Source organism: Halopseudomonas laoshanensis (genome assembly GCF_008365385.1).
Taxonomy (GTDB): Bacteria; Pseudomonadota; Gammaproteobacteria; order Pseudomonadales; family Pseudomonadaceae; genus Halopseudomonas; species Halopseudomonas laoshanensis.
The window spans coordinates 878440-901751 of the sequence record NZ_QOVF01000002.1 but is presented as its reverse complement, the minus strand read 5'-3'; the positions used below and the strand labels follow the sequence as shown (position 1 = coordinate 901751).

The following is a 23312-nucleotide window of genomic DNA, read 5'->3' as shown; positions in this document are numbered from 1 at the left end:
AAGCTGTTGGAAGGCTTACAAATGAGTAAGGCATAGTCAGCATGGCTACCGCACCACAAGGGTCGATAACCATGGGCGCTGGTTAAAGTTGCTTGATCGAAGTGATGGTAGAATTCATCCCTTGTGAGGTGAATTCAAACTCGATCTCGTCCCCTTCGCTGAGCTCCTCAAGCTGTTCAGGCGTTGCCTTGAACCCCATGGTCATAGCGGGCCATTCAAGTTCTGGTACGGGCCCGTGGGCGATAGTGACAGTACCTTTATCCAGCTTGATGTTGCGCACGGTACCTGTCGCCTTTGCGCTCTGCGCAGCGGTATCCGTTTGCTCCATCTTCATATTGTCCATAGGCATGCTGTGCTTCATGTCCATACCTTTCATCTCTTCAGCAAAGGCTGCTGGAGTCAGTGCGAGGGCGAGAACGAGTGCCAGTTTGGCTTTCATAGTGAATCTCCAGATTGTGGTTTGGCTTGCTTAATGGACCGGCGTCTCATCAGGAGATAAGCCGCCGGGAGTACGAACAGGGACAGAAGCGGGGCGGTAATCATGCCCCCTACCATTGGTGCAGCAATACGGCTCATGATTTCACTACCGGTACCGCTGCCAAGCAGGATTGGAAGCAGGCCAGCTATGATGACTGCCACGGTCATCGCCTTGGGCCTTACGCGCTGCACGGCGCCCTCACGAATTGCTTCAAGGAGTGCCGGTCGGTCCGTACGCCCTGCATTCACCCGCTCGCTCCAGGCATTGGTCAGGTATAAGAGCATGATCACGCCAAACTCGGCCGATACGCCTGCCAGCGCAATGAATCCCACGCCAGTTGCTACCGACAGGTTGTAATCAAGCAGGTAGAGGAACCAGACACCGCCAGTCAGAGCGAATGGCAGCGTCGCCATGATCAGTAAGGCTTCGCTGAACCGGTTGAAAATGAGGTAAAGCAGCACAAAAATGATTAGTAGCGTAGCCGGCACCACCATCTTCAGTTTGGCATTGGCGCGCTCCATAAACTCGAACTGGCCGGAGTAACTAATGCTCATGCCTGATTCCAGGGGCACGTCGCTGTCGATTCTGGTACGCAGGTCGTTCACCACCGCAGCCATGTCGCGATCGCGTACGTCTATGTAAACCCAGCCAGTAAGACGGGCATTTTCGCTCTTAAGCATCGGCGGACCATCCGTCACACTGACCTGTGCCACCGTTCCGAGGGTGATCTGACTTCCCTCGGGTGTGTAGATCGGCAGGTTGCGCAAGTCGGTCAATGAATCACGCCATTCGCGCGGGTAGCGCAAACTGATGGGATAACGAGCCAGCCCTTCTACGGTTTCGCCAATGTTGGCACCGCCGACGGCGCCCGCCACGATCGACTGCACTTCGGAAATGTTCAGCCCGTAACGTGCAGCCGCGCTGCGGTCAATGTCGACATCGATATAGCGTCCACCGGTGAGTCGCTCGGCGACAGCCGAACTTACGCCTGGAACCGTCTTGGCGATGCGCTCGACCGCTTGCGTGGCCTTGTCAATCTGTACCAGGTCCGAGCCGTACACCTTGACCCCGATTGGACTCTTGATGCCGGTGGCCAGCATATCGATACGGTTGCGAATTGGCGGTATCCACAGGTTGGCCAGCCCAGGCACCTGCACTGCCTTGTCGAGTTCTTTTACCAGTTTTTCAGGCGTCATTCCCGGACGCCATTGGTCCCGGGGCTTGAACTGGATGGTGGTCTCGAACATGGTCAGCGGTGCCGGATCGGTCGCAGTGTCGGCACGACCCGCCTTGCCGAAAACGCGTTTTACTTCAGGCACGCTTTTGATCATGCGGTCGGTCTGCTGCAGCAGTTCCGATGCTTTCTGAACAGACAGACCGGGTAACGCCGTTGGCATGTACAGCAGGTCACCCTCATCCAGTGGCGGCAGAAACTCCCCACCCAGCCGGGAGATCGGCCAAAGTGCCGTCAGAAAAATAACCAATGCGATCACGATGGTAGTTTTCGGCCAACGGAGCACGGCTTCGAGAGCCGGCTGATATATCCAGATGAGTCCGCGATTGATTGGATTGCGATGCTCGTCGGGAATCTTGCCGCGGATCCAATAACCCATCAGTACCGGAACCAGGGTGACCGACAGCCCTGCGGCTGCCGCCATGGCATAGGTCTTGGTGAAGGCAAGCGGGCCGAATAGCCGGCCCTCCTGGGCTTCCAGTGTGAAAACCGGAATAAACGACAAGGTGATGATAAGCAGGCTGAAGAACAGTGCCGGACCGACTTCGGTAGCTGCATTGGTGATAACTTTCCAGTGCTCGGCGCCCTCAAGTTTCTTGCCCAGATTTTTCTTGTGCCAGGCTTCTATGTGTTTATGGGCATTTTCGATCATCACAATCGCAGCGTCGACCATGGCGCCGATGGCGATCGCGATTCCCCCCAGGGACATGATGTTGGCGTTCACCCCCTGCCGCTGCATGATGATGAAGGCGATCAGGATACCCACCGGCAAAGAGACAATCGCTACCAGCGATGAACGCAGGTGCCAGAGGAACAGGGCGCACACCAGCGCGACAACAATGAATTCTTCCAGAAGCTTAAAACTGAGGTTGGAAACGGCGCTGTCAATCAGCTTGCTGCGGTCATAGGTAGTGATCACCTCAATTCCATCAGGGAGGCTCTTCTTCAGCTCTTCAAGCTTGGCCTGCACTGCGGTGATCGTTTCGCGGGCATTTTTTCCGCTGCGCAAGATCACCACGCCACCGACTACCTCGCCTTCGCCGTCCAGCTCGGCAATCCCCCGGCGCATCTCCGGTCCCAATTGAATATGCGCGACATCGCCAAGTGTTATCGGCGTGCCAGTAGCGCCCAAGCCGAGCGGAATGGTACGGAAATCTTTCAGTGATGAGAGATAGCCCGAGGCGCGAACCATAAATTCGGTTTCGGCAAGCTCCAGTACGCTTCCGCCCGTCTCTTGGTTGGCCTCTTCAACCGCCTGCCTGATCTGCTGCTGAGTGATCTGCTGACTGGCCATCCTTATCGGATCCAGCACTACTTGGTACTGCTTAACCATACCTCCGATCGGCGCGACCTCTGCAACATTGGGGAGGGTTTTCAGCTCGTAACGCAGGAACCAATCCTGCAGCGACCGCAATTGAGCAAGGTCGTGCTGGCCGGTGCGATCCACCAGAGCGTACTGATAGATCCAGCCTACTCCGGTGGCGTCAGGGCCCAGCGCTGGCGCAGCGCCTTCGGGAAGCCGGCTCTGCACCTGGCTGAGGTACTCGAGCACCCGCGATCGCGCCCAGTACAGGTCTGTATCGTCCTCGAAAAGAACATACACATAGCTGTCGCCGAAGAATGAATAGCCCCGCACGGTCTTCGCCCCGGGAACCGACAGCATGGTCGTCGCCAGCGGGTAGGTGACCTGATTTTCAACAATCTGCGGCGCCTGCCCGGCATAGGGTGTGCGGATGATGACCTGAACGTCGGACAGGTCAGGCAGCGCATCAACGGCGGTGTTCTGGATCGACCATATGCCCCAGGCGACCGAAAACAGCGTCGCCAGCAATACCAGAAACCGGTTTGCGACTGACCATCGAATGATGTTGGCAATCATGGCTGATCTCCGAGTTGCTCGATCCGCTCGATAACAAGACCTTCATCGCTTTCGCTGACGCCTACCTGTACCCGCTCACCTTCTTTGAGTCCTTCCAGGAGGACCGGGTCTGCGATCGGAAATGCCATCGTCATGCCCGGCATGTTCAATGTCTTGAATGGACCGTGAGACAAATTGACCATGCCATCTTCTATACTCAGGATGGTGCCCTCGGCCTCGTGCAAGGCCGGTCCGGTGTCTTCTGGCGATTGCTCTGGTTCGGTGGTCAGTCCGCGCAGGCTGGCTTCGGAATCAAGCAGGAACTGCCCGGACGCAACCACGCGTTGGCCCTCCTCAAGACCCGACAACACCTCTGTCTTGAAATCGGTTTCGCGCCCGACCCTGACTTCTACTGGCCTGAACTTGCCCTCACCCTCGGCGACCATAACCAGGGTGCGCCTACCTGTTCTGATCAGTGCTTCAGTGGGTACCACCAGGGCTTCGTCTTCGTCACGGCTCAAGGTCACGTCGGCGGTCATGCCGGGGCGCAGGAGTTGATTGGAATTGGGTAACACGACTCGAACCCGAACGGTTCGGCTATCCAGGTTGGCCTGGGGTAAGATCGCCTCGATAATCCCTTCCAGGCTTTCGCCCGGGTATGCAGGCAGTTTGGCCTCGACCTTTTGCCCTACCTTCAGGTTCCTGACCTGCGCTTCAGGGACGGCAACATCCAGCCAGACCTTTTCCAAGCCATTGATGCGGGCAAGGGATGCGCCCGCAGGCAGCGTCATACCCTCTCGGACATCAAGCGAACGAAGTACCCCGCCGATAGGGCTGGTAATGGTCCAGCTCGGGCTTGCCTTGCCGCTGCGCTCCAGCGCTGCAATGTGTTCGGGTGGCATGCCGGCAATACGCAGACGCTGACGAGCAGCAGCCAGTAATTGCGGCTCGCCCATGCCACGCAATGCCAGATATTCCTCCTGTGCGGCCGACCATTGGGGGAAGAAAAGGTCGGCCAGTGGCGCATTTTCTGGGATCACGTCGTCTGGGGCCAGGTCGTAGACTTTCTCGACAAAGCCGGCGCTGCGTGCCTGGACAATGGCTACGTCACGCTCATCGTAACCCAGCGTGCCTACCGCTTCGACGGTCTGGCTGATGGATTCTCGGGTAACCGGAGTGACCCGCATGCCCAGATTCTGTATCACTGTAGGATCGATGAGCATGGAAGCACCATCCCCCCCTTCATCGGCATAACGAGGCACCAGGTCCATGTCCATGAACGGCGATGGGCCAGGTGCGTCAAAGCGTTGCTGCGGATACATAGGATCGTACCAATACAGCACTTCTTTCTCGGTCTGCTCGGCAGACTGAGCGTGAGTGCTGCTTGCCACAACTGAGAGGCTCGCAGCTACAGTGCTCGTTATAAACATGGGCAGGCCAATCAGTAGCGCCAGTCGCTTGATCTGAAGTGTCATGGCTGGGTGTCTCCAAAAGAGAAATGTAAGCGGGCGTTGGTTAGCGAGCGGTCACGGGCTAGATCGACAAGACGCAGGTGCATTTCTACCAACTCCTCGCGCGCTTTAATCACCGCAGTCAGTTCACCTTTGCCTGAACGGTAATCGGCCATGGCCAAATGGACTTTTTCATCGGCGAGAGGCAGCAGCGTTTCTTCGGTACGATCCAGCGCCCGTTCCAGACGTTGGAACTCGGCAAGGTCTGCTGACAGCTCCTGCCTGAGCTGACGCAGCCGATCCTGGCGCTCGGCTTCCAGCCCCTCCAAACGCGCGCGCTCAGCGCTGATCTTCGGATCCTGTCTGGATCCTGCGAAAACCGGCAGATCGAAGCTGAGGTTGAGGCTGATCATGTCGCCAAAGCCGCTTGCTCTATTCTGGTAGTCCACGCCCCAGGCCCAGTCGGGTGTTTTTTCCGAAATGGCCTCGGCAATCTGGGCTTCGGCTCGGCTGGTCATCGGGCCAAATTCCAGTAGCTCCGGGTGGCGGGGAAAGTTGTTTAGATAACGCTCGGGGCTGCTTCGCCATTCCGGCCAGTCGCCCTGCAGTGGCTGGGTTGCAGCCTCGCCGATCCAGCGTTGAAGCTCGGCCCGGGCAACCGCTTCATTGCGGGCCAGGAGATCTTCCTGTTCGGCCAAGAGCGCGGCTTCCTGCCTGGGCAATACGCTATCGCTCGAGAGTCCGCCAGCGCCGGCGATTTTCGCCTTGACCGCTTGAGCCAAAAGCCGATTTTCGGCGTAGAGCTGGTTAAAAATTGTCAGCTTGCGCTCGGCAGCCAGGGTGGTAATCCAGGCCTCGGCGGTCATCTGGCGGACCTTGAGCCGCTCGACCCTCTGCTGCACCCGGGCCAATGTTACGGTGGCTTCGGCGCTTTCCACGCGTGCACGGCGTTTGGCACGGTTGGGGACCTCCTGCATGACGCCGACCATCTGCATGGTCATCGCCTCTGCACCCAATCGCAGTCGGGACTCACCTTCGATAGGCAGATTCTGAACGCCCAGTTTCAGCCTGGGGTCCGGCAGTTCGCCAGCGGGCGTGACCGAGTCTTGGGCTGCTTGCAGGTTCGCGCTGCGCGCACCCAGGGAAGGGGCTTGGCGCTCTGCCAGATCAATGGCTTCTGCAAGGGTCAGTGCTGCTGACAAGCCTGGTGTTGCCACCAGGCCAAAAAGCAGCGCGGCCGCGTATAGACGCGTTCCGTGATTGCGCTGATTCATGAATTTGATTCCGTTGATGTTCTAGCGCATGCCAGAGACATGCCTAAACCGCCTGTTCCTACAGCTCAGGCGACACTAGGGGACACAAACAAAATCAGCTGCGCGGAGGGTGCCAGACAACATCAGGCGCGCGAGTCGGGGCCCGACCAGGGAGGAGGGCGGAAGGGCGAGGGGAGAGCGCTGGCGATACGACCTTGCCGAGCGCGAGTTGGAGCAAACTGCTGGTTTTACATTCCTGCCCGTTTTCGCAGACTGACCCAAGCGCATCTGGATCACAGCAATCATGCTCAGACGTATCCAGTTCCGAAGCAGCGTCGCTGGACGCCATGGCCGACGGGCTCATAGCATGCCGCGTGTCAAACGTCATGGTTTGTGCCATCCCGCTGACAGGAAGCACAAGAATCATAAGCAGAACGATAAATACATTCCGACAGGTCATCATAGGCTCAGGCTATTGGAAAGCGAAACGGGGTGCAACCGGCTCTGCCTTCCCTTTCTCCCTCAAGGTAATGCCATAATAGTAGCAGACCTCGCTGACGCACAGCTGGATTGAAGATTACATTTATGTCAGTTTTGCGCTTTCATGGTTATTCGATCTGGGCGCGCTGCAAGAGCGGCGCGTTTCTCTGTTTATCCCTTGAAAAGTTTGCCGGGAACCCACCACAGGTAAAACACCATCCCGAAGAGCTCAACTAACGATTGCACTACGATCACAACGGCAGTCACTTCCCAGCCAGCCGGCAGCGACAGAGCAAAGGGTAGCACCACAAAGGAGTTGCGTGTGCCCAAACTGAAGGCAAGAGTGCGGCTTTGATCGGCGGGCAGCGCCATGAGCTTGGCTAACCCTTTGGCGATCAGTGCGGCCAACAGCAGGAAGACCACGAATAAAGGCACAATCAACGGAAGCAACCTCAGCGCACCCTGCACTGCGCCCACCTGAGCACCCGCGATCAGAAAGACTACCAGCGCAAGTAATGGCACTGGCCACCAGGCCAGGCTGTTGCGAAAGACCTCTCGCTCTGCCCGGGCGTCAATCCAGCGTTCTGACAGTGCGGCGGCGGCGAGCGGTGCAAGAACCACAACCCATGCGGGCCAGATGTCGGCCGGTGCCAAGGCTGCCGAAAGGTCGGATCCCAGCATGAGCCACAGATAAAATGGCAGTAGCAGCAGCTGCAAAAGAAGGTTGATGGGTGTCACCGCTATTGCGCGAGGCACGTTGCCATGCCCCAACTGGCTAAAGGTGATAAACCAATCGGTGCATGGTACCAAGAGTACAAGCAGAACCCCGAGCCGCAACGCGGGATCAGCGGGTAGCCATTGCACCAACAGCCAAGCCACGACCGGCAGGACGATGAAGTTTCCCACCAATACGGTTATGACGAACCTTCCGTCCCGTATTGCATCACGAAGATGCAGCAGTGGTACCTGCAGGAAGGTTGTATAGAGCAGCAGTATCAGCGTTGGCCAAAGCAGCATCTCAAAGAAGCGGCTGGTGTTGGCCCACGTGCTGCCTACTAGCAAACCGCCAAGGATAGCTGACAGGTAGATCCATACTTGGCGACGTTCGAGTGTTAAGCGATTCAAGCAGTTTTTCCTTTGCTCAGGAGACACATCACCCTGTGTAATCTGACATGCGTTAGGGGTTGGCGTTGAGTCAGAATATGTGCACGCGCCAACCATTGAAAGGCATCTCCAGCTTTCCTGTTCTATTTTTTAAGGAGACGCAGGCCATTGAACACTACCAACAAACTGACGCCCATATCAGCAAATACCGCCATCCACATGGTGGCGTGGCCCGATAGCGTAATGGCGAGAAACAGTGCCTTGAACCCCAGCGCCAGAATGATGTTTTGCTTGAGGATGGCTGCGGTTTGCTGAGACAGACGGATGAAGGACGGGATTTTGCGTAGGTCGTCATCCATCAAGGCTACATCGGCAGTTTCGATGGCCGTGTCGGAACCAGCGGCAGCCATGGCAAAACCAATTTCAGACTTCGCCAGGGCTGGCGCATCGTTGATGCCGTCGCCGACCATGCCGACAACATAGCCGCGTGCTTGCAGTGCTTCAACGGCTTGTAACTTGTCGACCGGGAGGAGGTTGCCGCGCGCCTCGTCAATCCCCACCTGCTTGGCGATGGCCTCAGCGGTGTACGGATTATCGCCGGTCAGCATGGTTGTCTTCACTCCCAACGCGTGAAGCTCCTCGATTGCCTGACGACTGGAGTCTTTGACGGTGTCGGCAACGGCGAACAGGGCCACGGCACGCTGCGCATCGCACAGTACTACCACCGTTTTGCCCTGGCGTTCGAGTGGCTCCAGTAATGCTTCGAGCTCTGGTGAGCAGAGGCCAAGCTCTTCCACCAGGCGGTGATTACCCAGGTGAAAGTCCTCGCCCCCAATGTTGCCCCGTACACCTCGTCCCGGCAGAGCTTCGAATCCATCCACAGCTGAAAATGTCAGCGCGGTATCATGGGCATGCTTGGCTATCGCTAATGAAACCGGATGATCAGACCGGCTGGCCAGGGTGACTGCTTGGGCGCGATAGCGCTCCGAGTCCTGTTCGATCAAGGGGATGTAATCGGTCTGTACAGGCTTGCCGTGGGTAATGGTTCCGGTTTTGTCGAGAGCCAGGAAGCCAAGCTTGCCACCGATTTCAAGATACACACCGCCTTTGATCAGAATGCCTTTACGCGCTGCGGCAGCCAGGCCGCTGACGATGGTGACGGGTGTCGAAATGACCAATGCGCAAGGGCAAGCGACGACCAGCAATACCAGGGCGCGGTAGATCCAGTCGTACCAGGCTTCGGCCATAAACAGCGGGGGGACGATGGCGATAGCCAGCGCAAACAGAAATACCACCGGCGTGTACACCTTGGCGAACTGATCGACAAAGCGCTGGGTCGGTGCACGTGAGCCCTGTGCCTCTTCAACCGCATGAATGATGCGGGCCAGCGTCGTATCAGCAGCGACGGCGAACGCTCGGTACTCCAGTGAACCGCTTTGGTTGATGGTCCCGGCAAAAACCGTGTCGCCGGGGGCTTTCTCTACCGGCAGGCTCTCCCCGGTAATGGGCGCCTGGTTAATGGTGGAGTGGCCGGAAGTGACCTCACCATCGAGTCCGATGCGCTCGCCAGGCCGAACCCTGAGCACCGCTCCCACGGCAACGGTTTTTACGTCGACTTCCAGCCATGTGCCGTCGGACTGCTTCACCGTGGCCTGCTCAGGCGTCAAATCCATCAGCCCGCGTATGGCATTGCGCGCTCGATCAAGCGATCTGGCTTCAATCAGTTCGGCGACAGCAAAGAGAAACATGACCATGGCTGCTTCAGGCCATTGTCCTATCAGCAACGCGCCGGTCACCGCGATACTCATAAGCGCATTGATGTTCAGGTTACGGTTCTTCAGGGCGATCCAGCCCTTCTTGTAGGTTGTCAGCCCACAAAGCAATATGGCTAGCAGCGCAACGCCAGCCACAACCCATTCTGGTGCCAACTCGGCGAAGTGCAGCAGTTCGGACGATACGGCGGCCACACCTGATAACGCCAAAGGCCACCAGGCCTTCTTGTGGGGGGCAGCTTGCACCTCTTCGTTGGCCGTTGCTGATCCCTCAACCACAGGAGTGAAGCCCAGGTCCCGAATTGCGGCAAGTACTCCTGGCAGTGCACTTGCAGAGTGCCTGACGGTAAGTACGCGTTGAAGCAGGTTGAACCCCAGCTCCGTGACACCCGATATTGACGCCAGCTTGTCGCGGATCAGCTTTTCTTCTGTGGGGCAGTCCATCTGGTCGATTCTGATGCGGGTTTGGCCTTCAGTGGAGCCGGTAGATGTACCCACGGTTGAGGCGGCCGCAGAGGAACGTTTCACTGCTTCGCTGGTGTCACAACAGTCGCTTTGCATAACTGCTTGAGTTTTGTGGGCGTTATCGCAGCAGCCAGTCATGTGGGTATCCTCGTTGATCATGTATGCTAAGTGAACACCCTGAAGCCGCTACAGGGTCAAGCGTTTATCGAAGAGGTAGGTCATGAAAATTGGAGAGCTGGCCAAGCTTACTGATTGTCAGGTTGAAACGATTCGCTATTACGAGCATGAAGGGCTGTTGCCTGCTCCGGCGCGCAGCGAGAATAATTATCGGCTTTACACCAGTGAGCATCTTGAGAAACTAACGTTTATTCGTAACTGCCGAACACTAGACATGACGCTGGACGAAATCAGAAGCTTGCTGGCGCTGATGGATCAGCCGAGAGAAAACTGTGGGGATGTTGATCGTTTAGTTGACGAACACATCCAGCATGTAGATTCGCGTATTAAAAGTCTGCTCGCATTGCACCAACAATTGGTTGACCTGCGTCACCGCTGCGCTTTTGGGCGCGGGGCAGAGGCGTGTGGGATACTTCAGCGCCTGACTACCTCAGGCGGCGTGAATGCGCCTGCAGAAAGTAATCACTCCCACGTGGGGAAAAGCCACCGTCACTAACAATCAGTTGCAGTGATTGCTGGTCAGCGTGCCGCAGTTTCTGCATCGGCAGGCTAGGTCCCGTTATCAAGTAAAAGGATGAATAGATGAGTTCTAAGGAGTCTATACGTGACGCGAACCGCTGGGGATTATTGCTCGCCGCCTGGCTACTGGCAGTTGCAGCGACTTTAGCCGCGCTGTTTATTGGCGAAGTCATGGGCAAAACCCCGTGTGTGCTGTGCTGGTTCCAGCGGATTTTCATGTTTCCGCTCGCAGTCATGTTGACTATCGCGTGCTATCGGGCTGATTTCACCGTTTGGCTATACGCGCTGCCGCTGACCGTTATCGGCTGGGGGTTCGCCCTGTATCACAGCCTGGTTTTCGTCGGGGTGATTCCGGAGGCGCTAAAACCATGCAGCGCCGGGACCTCGTGTTCCGGCGCCGATATGCTGATCTTCGGTAGCGTGCCGCTGCCGTTGCTTTCACTGGCGGTTTTTACCGCCATTGTCCTGCTTCTTGCCATGATTCGCCGGAGAGCCCTTGTATGAACAGACGTGCCCTTGTACTGACCATCAGCGCAGTCATCATTGCCGGATTTGTTGCTGCAGCACTGCTTTATCAGCGCTCCTCTGCGCCACAGGATGCGCCGACAGTCACCCAGACGACCGGCTCGCTGGTACGTTTTCATTCACCATCACTCGGGCCAATCAATGCGCCGGTCACTATCGTCGAGTTTTTCGATCCTTCGTGTGAGAGCTGTCGGGCATTTTATCCCTACGTAAAACAGATTATGGAGAAGTACCCTAAGGACGTGCGTCTGGTCGTGCGCTACGTACTCTTTCACCAAGGTTCAGAAGAGGCAGTGCGTCTATTGGAGACGGCACGCATGCAGGGGTTGTACGAGCCGGTATTGGCCGCAGTACTGGAAGCACAACCGTTGTGGCATGACGACGCGACAGCGCAGAAAGCCTGGGAAGCAGCTGCAGCAGCCGGGCTGGATATCGAGAAGGCGCGCGCCAGTATGAATTCGTCAGCTATCGATGAAATCCTGGCCAAAGATGCAGCTGATGTACAAGAGGTTGGAATTCAAGGCACGCCCACGTTCTACGTCAACGGGAAACTCCTGACCGAGTTTGGTCCGGGGCCGTTGTTGGAACTGGTGGAAAGTGAGCTAGAAAACGTGCGTTAACATCAAACGAGCGTGAACGCGCGCCGCGCTGTCGGAACTCTTCGTTCGGCACTGGCGGCGCTCATTTTGGGATCAAAGTGCTGGCTCAATGGCTGGCCTGTTCAGCCTTAACGCTCCGATCTGGAAGCTCAACGCTGCAGTACATTGAGGAGATGGGCAAAGATCTCCTATTTTGCTATTTGACAGGCTGTTTCTGTTCGACTATCGGAAAGTTAAGGCTAAAAACGGTAATCCCTCCTGGGGTGCTGCTCACTTCGGCAGAACCGCCATGTAAACTCATGATGGAGCAAATGATTGCCAGCCCAAGACCGGTTCCGCCTTCGGAGCGGGAACGGCTTGGGTCAACTCTGTAAAAACGCTCAAATAAATGCGGAAGATGTTCGGCAGCAATTCCTTCGCCTGGGTTGGATACCGACAAAGAAATAATCTCCTGTCGCCTTTCTATCGTTAGATGCACATCTGATTCCGTTGGGCTATGCCTGATGGCGTTGGACAGCAGGTTGGATATTGCGCGCTGGATCATCAGCCGATCACCAAGGATAGTGCCCATGCCATTGATATTGAGTCTGATCTGCTTTTCTTCCGCTGGAATACTAAAAAGATCAGTCAGGCGGGCAACCTCCTGTTCCAGCCGAATCGGCTCGAAAGGTATCAGGGTGGCTGGGTGGTTCGTCTGCGCCAAAAACAGCATGTCAGATACGATTCGAGAGACGCGCTCCAGTTCCTCGGTACAGCATTCAAGCACCGCTTTATATTCTTCTGGCGGGCGTTTCTTGGACAGCGTCACTTGGGCTTTGCCCATCAGGTTGGCGATAGGTGACCGCAGTTCGTGGGCGAGATCATCAGAGAACTGTGAAAGCTGCTGAACGCCGTCATCAAGTCGATGGAGCATAAAATTGATGGCATGTGCCAATTCACTCAGTTCCTGGGGTAGCTTATCTACGGATATTCGGTGCGTGAGGTCTTGAGTGGATACGAGTGATGCGATATGCCGGAAACGTCTCAAGGGCGCAAGGCCCCTTTGCACAATCCACCACGCGCCAAAGCCAATCAGCGCTAAAAGTGCAGGTAAAAATAATAAGGCGGATTTAAGGTACATCTCAAGTAATGTGCTGTCTTCGGATCTATCGACGGTCAACAATACTTTTACCGCGTTGCCGTCCTTAAGCGAGATTATTTTCGAGACGGTAAGGTAATCAACGCCCTCAGCATCGGACCACTCGGTCAATCTACTATTGTCCGACACAGGGATGCCCGAAAGATATCGAGCGGCTGACTTGTCTCCAAGCGCAAGCAGTACTGTGGAGCGAGGCTGTAACGTGGCTATATTCAGACTTAAATTGTCGTGCCCCATGACCATATCCAGCAGCGCATGCGGATGCTGCAGAAGTGCGTGAGCGGTCATGTCCGCGTTCAGGCTGTGTTCAACTTGTCCTAGTTTGCCATCCAGATTGTTTTTGGCTATTGAGTCGAGTTGATGGTCAAGTACAGCATAGGTTAACGCGGCCAAGATGACGATCAATGCCGCACCCATAAGGCTGACTGAAAGTCCCAGGCGCAGAGATAAACTCGGCGGCTTCATCCTCTGTCCTCAAGAACATAGCCAACGCCTCTTATGGTATGGATTAATTTTATATCAAAGGGCTCGTCTATCTTTGCACGCAGTCTGCGTATAGAAACTTCAACAACATTAGTGTCGCAATCAAAGTTCATATCCCATACTAAAGAAATAATCTGAGTGCGTGATAGTACTTCACCAGACCTTCTCATCAGCAAGTGTAAAAGAGCAAACTCTTTGCTGGTAAGATCGATACGTTGAGGTCCTCGAAATGCGCGGTGTCTGGCAGGATCCAGCTCCAGATCGCTTACCTTTAATACCGAGGGTACGGGCATCTGCTCGCTACGTCTAAGCAAGGTGCGGATGCGGGCGAGTAACTCGGGAAACTCAAAAGGCTTGACTAAGTAGTCGTCGGCTCCCAGATCCAGGCCCTTTATTTTGTCAGCCAGCCGGCCTCGTGCCGTGAGCATGATAACGCGCGTGCCGCTGCGGCCCCGAATATACTTGAGAACATCCCAGCCATCGATTTCAGGTAGATTGACGTCAAGTATGACCAAGTCATAGTTATGCTGGTTCACCAAGTGAAGTCCATCTACGCCATTCGAGGCCTTATCTACTACATAGCCACTTTCGCTCAGACCCTGATGTAGATAGTCTGCGGCTTTGGGCTCGTCCTCAATAATAAGGATACGCATTGTAACGACCTTTTATATAGTGCCCACTAACGAGACACTATTGTTTGATGTAAGTTGTTAATATATTTAATTGAGCAATGCGATGCACTCATTCGGTTAATGCCGCCCGCCCGGCACATCGGGCTGACCAGGCACATGCGGAGTGACAATATGCCGCATTGTATTTTTTGACCATTGAATGATGTTTTCTTTGATCAATCCAGCGTGGGTAATATTAATATAACTAATGTTGAAATAGTCCCACATAACATATTTGTAATTATATCGACACCTCTGTGATAGCTCCACAACGCTAACGTTCCAGACAAGTAGCGTTCGGCTCCTGTTTTCAACGGTCTCTTTAGATTTCCGGGTTCAGTGAGTCTGACGGTTTGTTTGAGTAGCGGTTGAGGAGAATTTCCAAGTGCATTTAGAGAATATTGTGCCCTACGGGCAATGCCGAGGGTGGCGTTGCATCGTCGGGTTGTTGGCTCTGTTGCTGGTTCCTTTTGACGCGATGTCTGCGGTGCTATCGCGAGAATCGCTGACAATTCAGGAAGCGATGGCGGTAGCGTTTGCGGAGAACCCAGATCTAGCAGCAGCACGATGGGAAGCCGACATCGCAAAAGGGTCCGTTATACAAGCCGCTTCACTGCCAAACCCAGAGCTGTCCGTGGCTGTCGAAGATACCCGCCGTGAATCGAGCCTGACTAGCGTTGAGTTCACCCAGCCAATTGAATTGGGGGGTAAGCGTCGTGCTCGCACGACCTTTGCCGAGCGAGATCGAGATGTGGCTTTGATCCAGACAGAGCAAAAGGTCAATGAATTGCGCTCCGCGGTCATTCACGCATTCTATTCAGCGCTTCGTGCACAGGAAGCGTTTGAGCTATCCGGTAAGGCGGTAGAGCTAGCCACTCGTGGTGCTGCAGTTGCGCAAGGGCGAGTTACCGCAGGCAAGGCCTCTCCCATGGAGGCCACCCGCGCACAACTGGAGCTGTCAGACATACAGCTCAAAATGGAAAGCGCTAGATTTGACCTCGAAAATGCCTATTCGATGCTCGCCCTTGTCGGTGGTCAGGGCGCGCCGTTCTTCAACTCAGTGGAGGGAAGCTTTGAGGCTCTTCCCGCGCTGCCAGCCTCGGAAATAATACTGTCGCGTGTGGAAGGGGTACCTGAAGTCAGGTTGGCCCGCATGAATATTCTGCGGGCAGAGGCCAATGTGGGTGTTGAGAAAGCGGAGCGAATACCCACGGTGAGTCTCAGCGTGGGTAGCCAATATGATCGTGCGTTGGGGCAGCGAGTCAACCTGGTGGGTGTATCAGTGCCGTTGCCGCTGTTTAATCGCAACCGCGGAGCGCTACTCTCCGCAGCGCGAGGCGCTGACCAGGCCAGAGATATTGGGCAGGCAACAGAGTTGCGTATGCGTGCGGAAGTTCGGCGCACGTTAGAGCAATGGAAGTATGCAAAAAGAGAAGTCCATTCGCTTAATACGCGCCTGCTTCCTGACTCAGAAAATGCGTTGGAGGGCGCCGTTCGCGGTTTTGAAATGGGAAAGTTCGCGTTGATAGATGTGCTTGACGCTCAGCGTACATTCTTTGCGGTGCAGTCCCGATATATGGACTCGCTCGGAAGAGCGATTGACGCCTGGGTCAAGTTGGAAAAAATCTATGGTGTTGAGCTCGGTGTTGAGCTCGATGCCGAGTTTGATCGCTAGTTGTAAAACCTTATTACGTCGCCCGCCTTATCGGCATTGAACTGCTTCGAGTCAGGGGCAGTTGTGTGTCACGGGTTTTTATAATTACTTTATTACTGGAGTGTCAGATGGCATCCACAAATCCCAAAAAGCAGTATTTGATAATAGCAGTGGTGCTCGCGGTGGGATTGGTTCTCGCTGGTTTGATGGTAAGAGACGGTGAGGAATCGGTCGAAACTGATGCGCATGGCCAGGAATCGAATCATGAAGATGCGGCAGGCCACGATGACGAGGAGCGTCGCAACGGATCTTCGGCTACTGACGGCGCTGATCCGGAACATCAGGAGGCCCTCGAAGCTGTGACCGGCCCGAAGGGCGGCAAGCTTTTCACAAAGGGTGACTACGGCGTTGAGGTGACAATATTTGAAGAGGGCGCGGACCCTGAATTTCGGGTTTATACCTATCTTGATGGTGAATTGCTGGACCCGGCCAAGAGCACAGTGGAAATGCAATTGCACCGGCTTGGGCAAGATGCGCAGGTCATACAATTTACCCAGATGAACGACTATCTTTTGGGCGATCAGGTCGTAATTGAGCCTCATTCCTTCCGGGTTGACCTGGACGTTCAATACGGGGGATCCACATTCGCTTTTAGCTACGAGCAGGTTGAGGCACGTGTAACGCTTAGCGATGCGCAGCTTGAGCAGGGTGGCGTCAGCGTGGCAACCGCGGGTCCGACAACAATCGCGTCGCTTGTTCAGACGTTGGGTGAAGTTCGCTACAACAATGACAACACTGTCCAGGTCGTGCCTCAACTCTCGGGGCGCGTTACGTCGGTGTCGGCTAATGCCGGTGACAAAGTTCGCAAAGGCCAGGTTCTGGCAACGGTTACAAGTCAGGCGTTGGCAACAGTGCGCGGGGAGTTACTGGCGGCACAAAAACGATCCCAGTTGGCGCAAAGAACCTTTGATCGGGAACGGCAGCTTTGGAAAGAAAAAATCTCCGCCGAGCAAGACTTTCTTCAGGCGCAGCTTGAGCTGCAAGAAGCCAATATTGCGGTCCAGCGCCTTCAGGAACAGGTTGCATGGGTGGGTGGGTCTGCTGCGGTGAGCCTGACCGAGTTCGGGATCGTCTCTCCAATCGACGGTGTTATCACAGAGAAAAAAATCTCGGTGGGCGAGATTGTAAACGAGGCATCTTCTGTCTTTACCGTGTCCGACCTGTCTTCAGTCTGGATAGAGGCGACCGTCTCGGCAAAGGATCTTGGTGCCATAGCCGAGGGGCAGCGAGCGATGGTAAGCGCCAGCGCTTTTTCCGCAACCGCCGAGGGGCACATATCTTACATCAGTGCGTTGGTGGGGGCTCAGTCGCGCTCCGCCGTAGCGCGTATTGTTTTGGATAATGCCGACGGCATCTGGCGTCCTGGTCTTTTGGCTACTGTCGATATTGTCACTGACGAGACGACTGTGCCGATCGCGGTATCGACCGATGCCGTGCAGACGATCCGAGACTGGTCCGTCGTGTTTGGACGCTTCGGCAGCTTTTTTGAAGCGCGGCCAGTTGAACTCGGGAGGACTGACGGCCGTTTTGTAGAGGTTCTATCGGGGCTCAAGTCCGGCGACCAATATGCGCAGGACAATAGCTTCCTTGTAAAGGCCGAGCTTGGAAAAGCCGGCGCGAGCCATGACCATTAATCTGGAGTCATCCGAGATGAAACAAGTTACAGCCATTGTCCGGCCTGGCCGGCTTGAAGCGGTAGAGCAGGTGCTTCACGCGTTGCCGCACCTTCCCGGGTTCACCATTGTGCCGGCGCAAGGTCACCCGCGAGGCCATGGAGAAGGCCATCGGTACATTGCGGACGAATGGGATCCGGACGCTCACCAGCATTTTATGCTTCTGATTTTTTGTTCCGATGATTTCCTCGATGATGTTCTTCAGGCGATAGAAAAGGCAGCACATACGGGTATCCCTGGGGACGGCATTGTCGCCGTTACCACGCTGACAGATGTGTTACGCATCCGTACCGGAGAGCGTGGAAATGAAGCGCTTTAGGAGTCAAAAACATGTTTGAAAGAATAATTCGATTCTCTATTGATCAGCGCTGGCTGGTCATTCTGGCGGTCTTGGGTATGGCCGCTCTGGGGATCTATAGCTACCAGAAGTTGCCGATTGATGCAGTTCCCGATATCACCAACGTACAGGTTCAGATAAATACCGCAGCTCCAGGCTACTCGCCATTAGAGGTAGAACAACGGGTTACTTATCCGGTAGAAACGGTCATGTCTGGCCTACCCAACTTGCAGGAAACGCGTTCTTTATCTCGTTACGGGTTGTCTCAGGTCACGGTTATCTTTGATGAAGGGACTGATATCTATTTTGCACGTCAACTCGTCAACGAACGCATACAGGAGGCAAGAAGTAACCTGCCTGGAGAGCTCTCGCCTAAAATGGGGCCGATTGCTTCCGGTCTGGGTGAGATCTACATGTGGACCATTGAGACCGAGCCGGATGCAAAAAAACCGGACGGCAGCGATTATACGCCGATGGATCTGCGGGAGATCCAGGACTGGATTGTAAAGCCTCAATTGAGAACAGTACGAGGCGTAACAGAGATCAACACGATTGGCGGGTTCGCGAAGGAATTCCAGGTGTCCCCTGATCCCGCGCTTCTGGTCGCTCACGGTTTAACGTTAAACGAGGTGATAACTGCTCTGGAGCGCAATAATGCCAACGTGGGAGCAGGCTACATAGAGCGCAACGGAGAGCAATATCTCATACGTGCGCCTGGTCAGGTTGGTGACATAGCGGATATCGGCAACATCATCATTAAAAACGTCGATGGGGCGCCGGTTCGTATCGCGGACATAGCCGAGGTGGGGTTAGGAAAGGAGCTACGCACGGGCGCCGCCACCGAAAATGGCCAGGAGGTGGTGTTAGGCACGGCGTTTATGCTCATGGGCGAAAATAGCCGTTCCGTTGCCCAGGCCGTTGACCTGCGACTGAAAGAAATAAACCGCAGCCTGCCGGATGGTGTTTTTGCGAAGACAGTATATGACCGAACCATCCTGGTTGATAAGGCCATCAGTACGGTGAAAAAGAACCTCATTGAGGGCGCTTTGCTTGTTATAGCGATACTTTTTCTTTTCCTTGGCAATATTCGGGCCGCGATTATTACCGCAATGGTGATTCCGCTATCGATGCTTTTTACTTTTACTGGAATGGTCAACAACAAGGTAAGCGCCAACCTGATGAGTTTGGGCGCGCTGGACTTTGGCATCATTGTGGACGGCGCGGTGGTTATCGTCGAAAACTGTGTACGTCGCTTGGCTCACGCGCAAACAATTGCTGGTCGCGCATTAACCCGGAACGAACGCTTCAGCGAAGTGCTCGCTGCGTCCCGAGAGGCACGTAGGCCGTTGCTCTTCGGACAGCTGATAATCATGGTGGTGTATTTGCCGATTTTTGCCTTGACTGGCGTAGAGGGCAAGATGTTTCACCCTATGGCTTTTACCGTAGTAGCCGCGTTGCTTGGCGCCATGATTCTTTCGATTACTTTTGTCCCGGCAGCGGTTGCGCTCTTTCTTACCGGCAAAGTGAGTGAGAAGGAAAGCCGTGTTATGGCTTGGGCCAAGCGAGGATATGCGCCATTGCTCGACTGGGTTCTGGTCAGCAAACCCCTGGTACTGACTGTGGTAGTGGTGTTGATCGGGCTGTCCGCCTTGACTGCGTCCCGTATGGGTAGTGAATTTGTACCTAGTTTGGATGAGGGCGACATAGCGCTGCACGCGCTGCGAATCCCGGGTACCAGCCTTACACAGGCTATTGAGATGCAAGCTCAGCTCGAGCGGAGAATCATGTCTTTTGCTGAGGTGGATACGGTGTTCGCCAAGCTGGGTACGGCAGAGATTGCCACCGATCCCATGCCTCCGAACGTCGCAGATAATTTTGTAATGCTCAAGCCGAGAGAAGAGTGGCCAGACCCTGAGCGAGCAAAATCAGATCTGGTTTCAGAGATGCAAAAAGCGGTAGAGGAGGTGGCGGGCAATAATTATGAATTCACCCAGCCCATTGAAATGCGCTTTAACGAGCTTATATCGGGCGTGCGTAGTGACTTGGCTGTTAAAGTTTTTGGCGATGACATGGACATTATGAACGAAACGGCCGAAGAAATTGCCGAAGTTCTCGAAGGTATCCCCGGAGCAGCTGATGTGAAAGTAGAGCAAACAACAGGCCTGCCGATGCTCAGCGTTGAAATTGATCGTGAAAAGGCGTCGCGGTATGGCCTGAGTTTGTCGGACATACAGGATGTCGTGGCGATATCAGTCGGTGGCCGCGAGGCAGGTGTGCTTTTTGAGGGGGATCGCAGGTTTGAAATAGAAGTGCGGTTGTCCGATGAATGGCGAAACAATGTCGAAAGAATCGAACAACTTCCCATACGGCTTGCAAGTGGCGACCAGGTCGGAGGCTCGAGTTTCATACGTCTAGGTGACGTGGCGACGGTTATTTCGACCCCTGGACCAAACCAAATCAGCCGGGAAGATGGCAAGCGAAGGGTGGTCGTTACCGCAAACATCCGCGAACGTGATATCGGATCTTTTGTGGCGGAGGCGAAAGCGCGTTTAGACGAGTCTGTAGACGTACCGCCAGGCTACTGGACGGCTTGGGGCGGCACGTTTGAGCAGCTTCAGTCTGCGGCAAAACGGCTGCAGATTGTAGTTCCAGTATCGCTATTGTTGGTATTCACCCTGCTCTTCATGATGTTTGGCAATTTCAAGGACGGTTTGCTTGTCTTCACTGGCGTACCTTTTGCGCTGACAGGGGGGATAGCTGCGTTGTGGTTGCGTGATATTCCACTGTCAATTTCAGCCGGGGTCGGTTTTATCGCCCTTTCAGGGGTCGCCGTATTGAACGGGCTGGTAATGATCTCTTTCATTCGTATGCTTCGCGAAACCGGATTAGGTTTGGATGACGCGATCAGGCAAGGGGCTTTGACTCGGTTAAGACCGGTTCTGATGACGGCACTGGTTGCTTCTCTGGGGTTTATTCCAATGGCGCTGGCTGTTGGTACTGGTGCCGAAGTGCAACGGCCTTTGGCGACAGTCGTCATAGGGGGAATACTGTCTTCGACGGCGCTGACACTGCTGGTGCTACCAGTGCTTTACCGATTGGCTCATCAACGCTCGGGCATACGCACGTAGAATGGCAGGCGACGCCGTTGTTGTGTCACACGGCGTATGCTGCCTGGTTTTTCAGAAGCTGATTTGATTAGCGGGCGCTGGCAGTTTCAGTTGAACTGCCGGTTGGCTCTGGGTTTTGCTCGCAATTGCAAACAGTTTGCAATGCCCTTTTGAGTCCTGCGCCAAAGCCGTGGATCGCTAGGCTGGATAATTGAAGGGGGGCTGGCGTGGGATAAATGCCGGGAGATGACCATTAACAAAAAAGCCAACTAGATAATCATCTAATTGGCTTGTTGAGCAGCTATGAATAAAACCGCTTACTCGATTTGTCGCACTAGGACAATACTCAGTCTTGAGTGTCAGCGCTCGCTTTTGCCTCCTCCTTACGCTTGCTCTCCTCCTGCTTTGCCACATAGGAATTATCACGATCACTTTGGATATGTTGCGGAGCTCTAGCGGATGATACACCGCTAAGTGCGCGATCACTGCCATCCTCAGCCAGTACGTTAGCCGACATTAAAGCGATAACAAATGGTATAGCCAGTTTACTGATTGCTTTCATGGAACCTCCTCGTTTGTATACCCCATAGCTTACCGAAGATGAGTAACAGCAAGCTGAACGCAAAATGACAAATTGGTTATTATTGAGTTATGTCCGAATAATTAAAGCGTTCTTGTGTTTGATGCGTCTTTTATGACGAAGTCCTGCGAATTTCATGTTTATGTCAAAATTGTAATGTGACCGTCAGTTGGGTGTTATTTTAATCCGGCATACTCCGCCTTATAACCATTAAACAAATAAAGTCTTATCGCGATGTATGCCACAGTTAAGGAGCAACTGATGAATAAAAGACAAATCCTTTTTCCTGCTTTGGTTTTGGCTATCGGTTCGGGTAGTGCGCTGGCTGCTGAGGAGGCTGATGGCTTCGTTGAGGGAAGTAGCCTGGACCTGACCAACCGAAACTTTTACTTCAACCGTGATTTTCGCAACGGCCAGTCCAGCCCTGTAGGTAATGGCTATTCTGAAGAATGGGCTCATGCGGTTATTGGAGAATTTCGCTCTGGCTTTACTCATGGCACCATTGGCTTCGGTGTCGACGCCTTTGCCATGTTGGGGCTCAAACTTGATTCAGGTGGTGGCCGCTCAGGCGCAGGTGGCTCTGTCGACCTTCTGCCCTATGACAGTGCGGGCCGTGCTGAAAATAGTTACTCCAAAGTAGGAGGTGCGGTAAAGGCAAAATTTCAAGATACCGAAATAAAAATAGGCGATGTATTTCCGCAGACGCCGGTAGTGTATTACGGCGATTACCGGTTATTGCCCCAAAGCTTTCGGGGTGTCAATCTGGTCAGCACTGAGGTCGATAAACTGACCATTCAGGCGGGCCGCCTGCACTCCATGAGCCAACCCAACACAAGTAGCATGCGAGACGATTTTGCTACGTTCTATGCAGGCCCGGTCAGTTCGCCTTGGGTTGCTTATTTTGGCGGGGACTATGATCTGGGTCGTAACGTCAATGTCAGTCTTTACACCAGTCGGCTCAAGGATGCATGGGATCAACATTACGCCGGCACATCATTTACATATCCGTTGGCAGATAATCTGACGCTGATGGGCGGCCTTAACTATTACCGCGCGGTTGATCAAGGTCGGGAGTTGTTAGGCCGTTTCGATAATGATATTTACAGCGGTAATGCCGGTGTGCAGTTTGGTCCACATACGGTCACTGTTGCATTACAAAGAAATAGTGGCGATGACGATTTTGATTATCTGCGTCAGTCCGGCTCTATTTATCTGGATAACTCGATTCAATATAGTGACTTTAACTCGCCCAAAGAAAACTCCCGGCAGATTCGGTATAACCTGGATATGACGACGTTTGGCTGGCCCGGGCTAAGTTTAATGACCCGTTATGCACAGGGGCGAGATGCAAACTACTCCGGCGCTAATGATATCTATGTCCGTCGTGATGGAAACGGTGTGCCATTGACGAATCAAAAGCGGTGGGAGCGTAACGTGGAAGCTAGCTATGTTGTTCAAGGGGGAGGAATGAAAGGTTTGACCTTCAGGCTTCGCCAGGCTACGACCCGTGCTACCGAATTTGAATCCGACCTTGATGAAGTTCGTCTGATTGTAGAGTACCCACTAGAGGTGCTCTGAACGGCTTGGCGGCCAAGCGTGGGATCGTACTTGCTCACGCTTGATCGCGCCGCAGAGCGCATGAGCTAGAGCCTGTGTTGAGAGCTACATTGGTTTTTGATCTTGCGACCAAGCAA

At 54.4% G+C, this 23312-nt stretch carries 18 protein-coding genes; 8 read left to right on the top strand and 10 right to left on the bottom strand.

Annotated features, from left to right (window positions below):
• Positions 1-82: 82 nt before the first annotated feature.
• The 7 genes from DT594_RS10625 to DT594_RS10595 all read right to left on the bottom strand — a co-directional run bounded on the left by DT594_RS10625 (position 83) and on the right by DT594_RS10595 (position 10233).
• Positions 83-439, bottom strand: coding sequence for a copper-binding protein (locus tag DT594_RS10625; RefSeq protein ID WP_096347168.1), 357 nt, complete (start codon positions 437-439; stop codon positions 83-85).
• On the bottom strand, positions 436-3591 hold the full coding sequence (locus DT594_RS10620) for an efflux RND transporter permease subunit (protein WP_096347169.1): 3156 nt from the start codon (positions 3589-3591) through the stop codon (positions 436-438). Before DT594_RS10620 ends, DT594_RS10625 begins: the two co-directional genes overlap by 4 nt.
• Complete coding sequence (locus tag DT594_RS10615; RefSeq protein ID WP_096347170.1) at positions 3588-5045, bottom strand: efflux RND transporter periplasmic adaptor subunit; 1458 nt, start codon at positions 5043-5045, stop codon at positions 3588-3590. The genes DT594_RS10620 and DT594_RS10615 overlap by 4 nt, the downstream gene beginning before the upstream one ends.
• On the bottom strand, positions 5042-6295 hold the full coding sequence (locus tag DT594_RS10610) for a TolC family protein (protein WP_096347171.1): 1254 nt from the start codon (positions 6293-6295) through the stop codon (positions 5042-5044). The genes DT594_RS10615 and DT594_RS10610 overlap by 4 nt, the downstream gene beginning before the upstream one ends.
• A 630-nt stretch (positions 6296-6925) precedes the next feature.
• Complete coding sequence (locus DT594_RS10605) at positions 6926-7906, bottom strand: arsenic resistance protein (RefSeq protein WP_178091473.1); 981 nt, start codon at positions 7904-7906, stop codon at positions 6926-6928.
• A complete protein-coding gene (locus tag DT594_RS10600; RefSeq protein ID WP_096347173.1) occupies positions 7876-7971 on the bottom strand; it encodes a DUF3703 domain-containing protein in 96 nt (31 codons plus the stop codon). Before DT594_RS10600 ends, DT594_RS10605 begins: the two co-directional genes overlap by 31 nt.
• 30 nt (positions 7972-8001) lie before the next feature.
• Positions 8002-10233, bottom strand: coding sequence for a heavy metal translocating P-type ATPase (locus DT594_RS10595; protein WP_096347174.1), 2232 nt, complete (start codon positions 10231-10233; stop codon positions 8002-8004).
• Between the two features lie 82 nt (positions 10234-10315).
• Between DT594_RS10595 and cadR the strand changes: the two genes are divergently transcribed.
• The 3 genes from cadR (at position 10316) to DT594_RS10580 (ending at position 11936) form a co-directional block, all read left to right on the top strand.
• Positions 10316-10768 (top strand): Cd(II)/Pb(II)-responsive transcriptional regulator, encoded by a 453-nt coding sequence (gene cadR, locus DT594_RS10590; RefSeq protein WP_096347175.1) that lies wholly within the window; start codon positions 10316-10318, stop codon positions 10766-10768.
• A gap of 86 nt (positions 10769-10854) precedes the next feature.
• The gene (locus DT594_RS10585) at positions 10855-11295 is read left to right on the top strand and encodes a disulfide bond formation protein B (protein WP_096347176.1); all 441 of its coding nucleotides are present in this window, start codon (positions 10855-10857) and stop codon (positions 11293-11295) included.
• Positions 11292-11936, top strand: a complete 645-nt coding sequence (locus tag DT594_RS10580) for a DsbA family protein (RefSeq protein ID WP_096347177.1) — start codon at positions 11292-11294, stop codon at positions 11934-11936. Before DT594_RS10585 ends, DT594_RS10580 begins: the two co-directional genes overlap by 4 nt.
• Positions 11937-12111: 175 nt before the next feature.
• Here the strand turns inward: DT594_RS10580 and DT594_RS10575 are convergent, their stop codons facing one another.
• The gene (locus DT594_RS10575; protein ID WP_096347178.1) at positions 12112-13518 is read right to left on the bottom strand and encodes a heavy metal sensor histidine kinase; all 1407 of its coding nucleotides are present in this window, start codon (positions 13516-13518) and stop codon (positions 12112-12114) included.
• The gene (locus DT594_RS10570; protein WP_096347179.1) at positions 13515-14189 is read right to left on the bottom strand and encodes a heavy metal response regulator transcription factor; all 675 of its coding nucleotides are present in this window, start codon (positions 14187-14189) and stop codon (positions 13515-13517) included. Before DT594_RS10570 ends, DT594_RS10575 begins: the two co-directional genes overlap by 4 nt.
• 463 nt (positions 14190-14652) lie before the next feature.
• Here DT594_RS10570 and DT594_RS10565 point away from each other — a divergent pair, with 463 nt between their 5' ends.
• From DT594_RS10565 to DT594_RS10550, 4 genes are all read left to right on the top strand, one after another.
• Positions 14653-15882, top strand: a complete 1230-nt coding sequence (locus DT594_RS10565; RefSeq protein WP_231703249.1) for a TolC family protein — start codon at positions 14653-14655, stop codon at positions 15880-15882.
• 107 nt (positions 15883-15989) lie between these two features.
• Positions 15990-17555: an efflux RND transporter periplasmic adaptor subunit gene (locus tag DT594_RS10560; RefSeq protein ID WP_096347180.1), complete on the top strand. Its 1566-nt coding sequence runs from the start codon at positions 15990-15992 to the stop codon at positions 17553-17555.
• Complete coding sequence (locus DT594_RS10555) at positions 17545-17913, top strand: P-II family nitrogen regulator (RefSeq protein WP_231703248.1); 369 nt, start codon at positions 17545-17547, stop codon at positions 17911-17913. Before DT594_RS10560 ends, DT594_RS10555 begins: the two co-directional genes overlap by 11 nt.
• 11 nt (positions 17914-17924) lie before the next feature.
• On the top strand, positions 17925-21059 hold the full coding sequence (locus DT594_RS10550) for an efflux RND transporter permease subunit (RefSeq protein ID WP_096347182.1): 3135 nt from the start codon (positions 17925-17927) through the stop codon (positions 21057-21059).
• 325 nt (positions 21060-21384) lie between these two features.
• Here DT594_RS10550 and DT594_RS10545 read toward each other — a convergent pair whose 3' ends face one another.
• Positions 21385-21600, bottom strand: a complete 216-nt coding sequence (locus DT594_RS10545; RefSeq protein ID WP_096347183.1) for a hypothetical protein — start codon at positions 21598-21600, stop codon at positions 21385-21387.
• A 279-nt stretch (positions 21601-21879) separates the two neighbouring features.
• Between DT594_RS10545 and DT594_RS10540 the strand changes: the two genes are divergently transcribed.
• Positions 21880-23196 carry an OprD family porin gene (locus tag DT594_RS10540; protein ID WP_096347184.1) on the top strand — a complete coding sequence of 439 codons (1317 nt, stop codon included), beginning with the start codon at positions 21880-21882 and terminating at the stop codon, positions 23194-23196.
• The last annotated feature ends 116 nt before the right edge of the window (positions 23197-23312 follow it).

Coding starts and splice junctions, on each gene's coding strand:
- DT594_RS10625 (WP_096347168.1), bottom strand. CDS start 439: ATGAAAGCCAAACTGGCACTCGTTCTCGCCCTCGCACTGACTCCAGCA.
- DT594_RS10620 (WP_096347169.1), bottom strand. CDS start 3,591: ATGATTGCCAACATCATTCGATGGTCAGTCGCAAACCGGTTTCTGGTA.
- DT594_RS10615 (WP_096347170.1), bottom strand. CDS start 5,045: ATGACACTTCAGATCAAGCGACTGGCGCTACTGATTGGCCTGCCCATG.
- DT594_RS10610 (WP_096347171.1), bottom strand. CDS start 6,295: ATGAATCAGCGCAATCACGGAACGCGTCTATACGCGGCCGCGCTGCTT.
- DT594_RS10595 (WP_096347174.1), bottom strand. CDS start 10,233: ATGACTGGCTGCTGCGATAACGCCCACAAAACTCAAGCAGTTATGCAA.
- cadR (WP_096347175.1), top strand. CDS start 10,316: ATGAAAATTGGAGAGCTGGCCAAGCTTACTGATTGTCAGGTTGAAACG.
- DT594_RS10585 (WP_096347176.1), top strand. CDS start 10,855: ATGAGTTCTAAGGAGTCTATACGTGACGCGAACCGCTGGGGATTATTG.
- DT594_RS10580 (WP_096347177.1), top strand. CDS start 11,292: ATGAACAGACGTGCCCTTGTACTGACCATCAGCGCAGTCATCATTGCC.
- DT594_RS10575 (WP_096347178.1), bottom strand. CDS start 13,518: ATGAAGCCGCCGAGTTTATCTCTGCGCCTGGGACTTTCAGTCAGCCTT.
- DT594_RS10570 (WP_096347179.1), bottom strand. CDS start 14,189: ATGCGTATCCTTATTATTGAGGACGAGCCCAAAGCCGCAGACTATCTA.
- DT594_RS10560 (WP_096347180.1), top strand. CDS start 15,990: ATGGCATCCACAAATCCCAAAAAGCAGTATTTGATAATAGCAGTGGTG.
- DT594_RS10555 (WP_231703248.1), top strand. CDS start 17,545: ATGACCATTAATCTGGAGTCATCCGAGATGAAACAAGTTACAGCCATT.
- DT594_RS10550 (WP_096347182.1), top strand. CDS start 17,925: ATGTTTGAAAGAATAATTCGATTCTCTATTGATCAGCGCTGGCTGGTC.
- DT594_RS10545 (WP_096347183.1), bottom strand. CDS start 21,600: ATGAAAGCAATCAGTAAACTGGCTATACCATTTGTTATCGCTTTAATG.
- DT594_RS10540 (WP_096347184.1), top strand. CDS start 21,880: ATGAATAAAAGACAAATCCTTTTTCCTGCTTTGGTTTTGGCTATCGGT.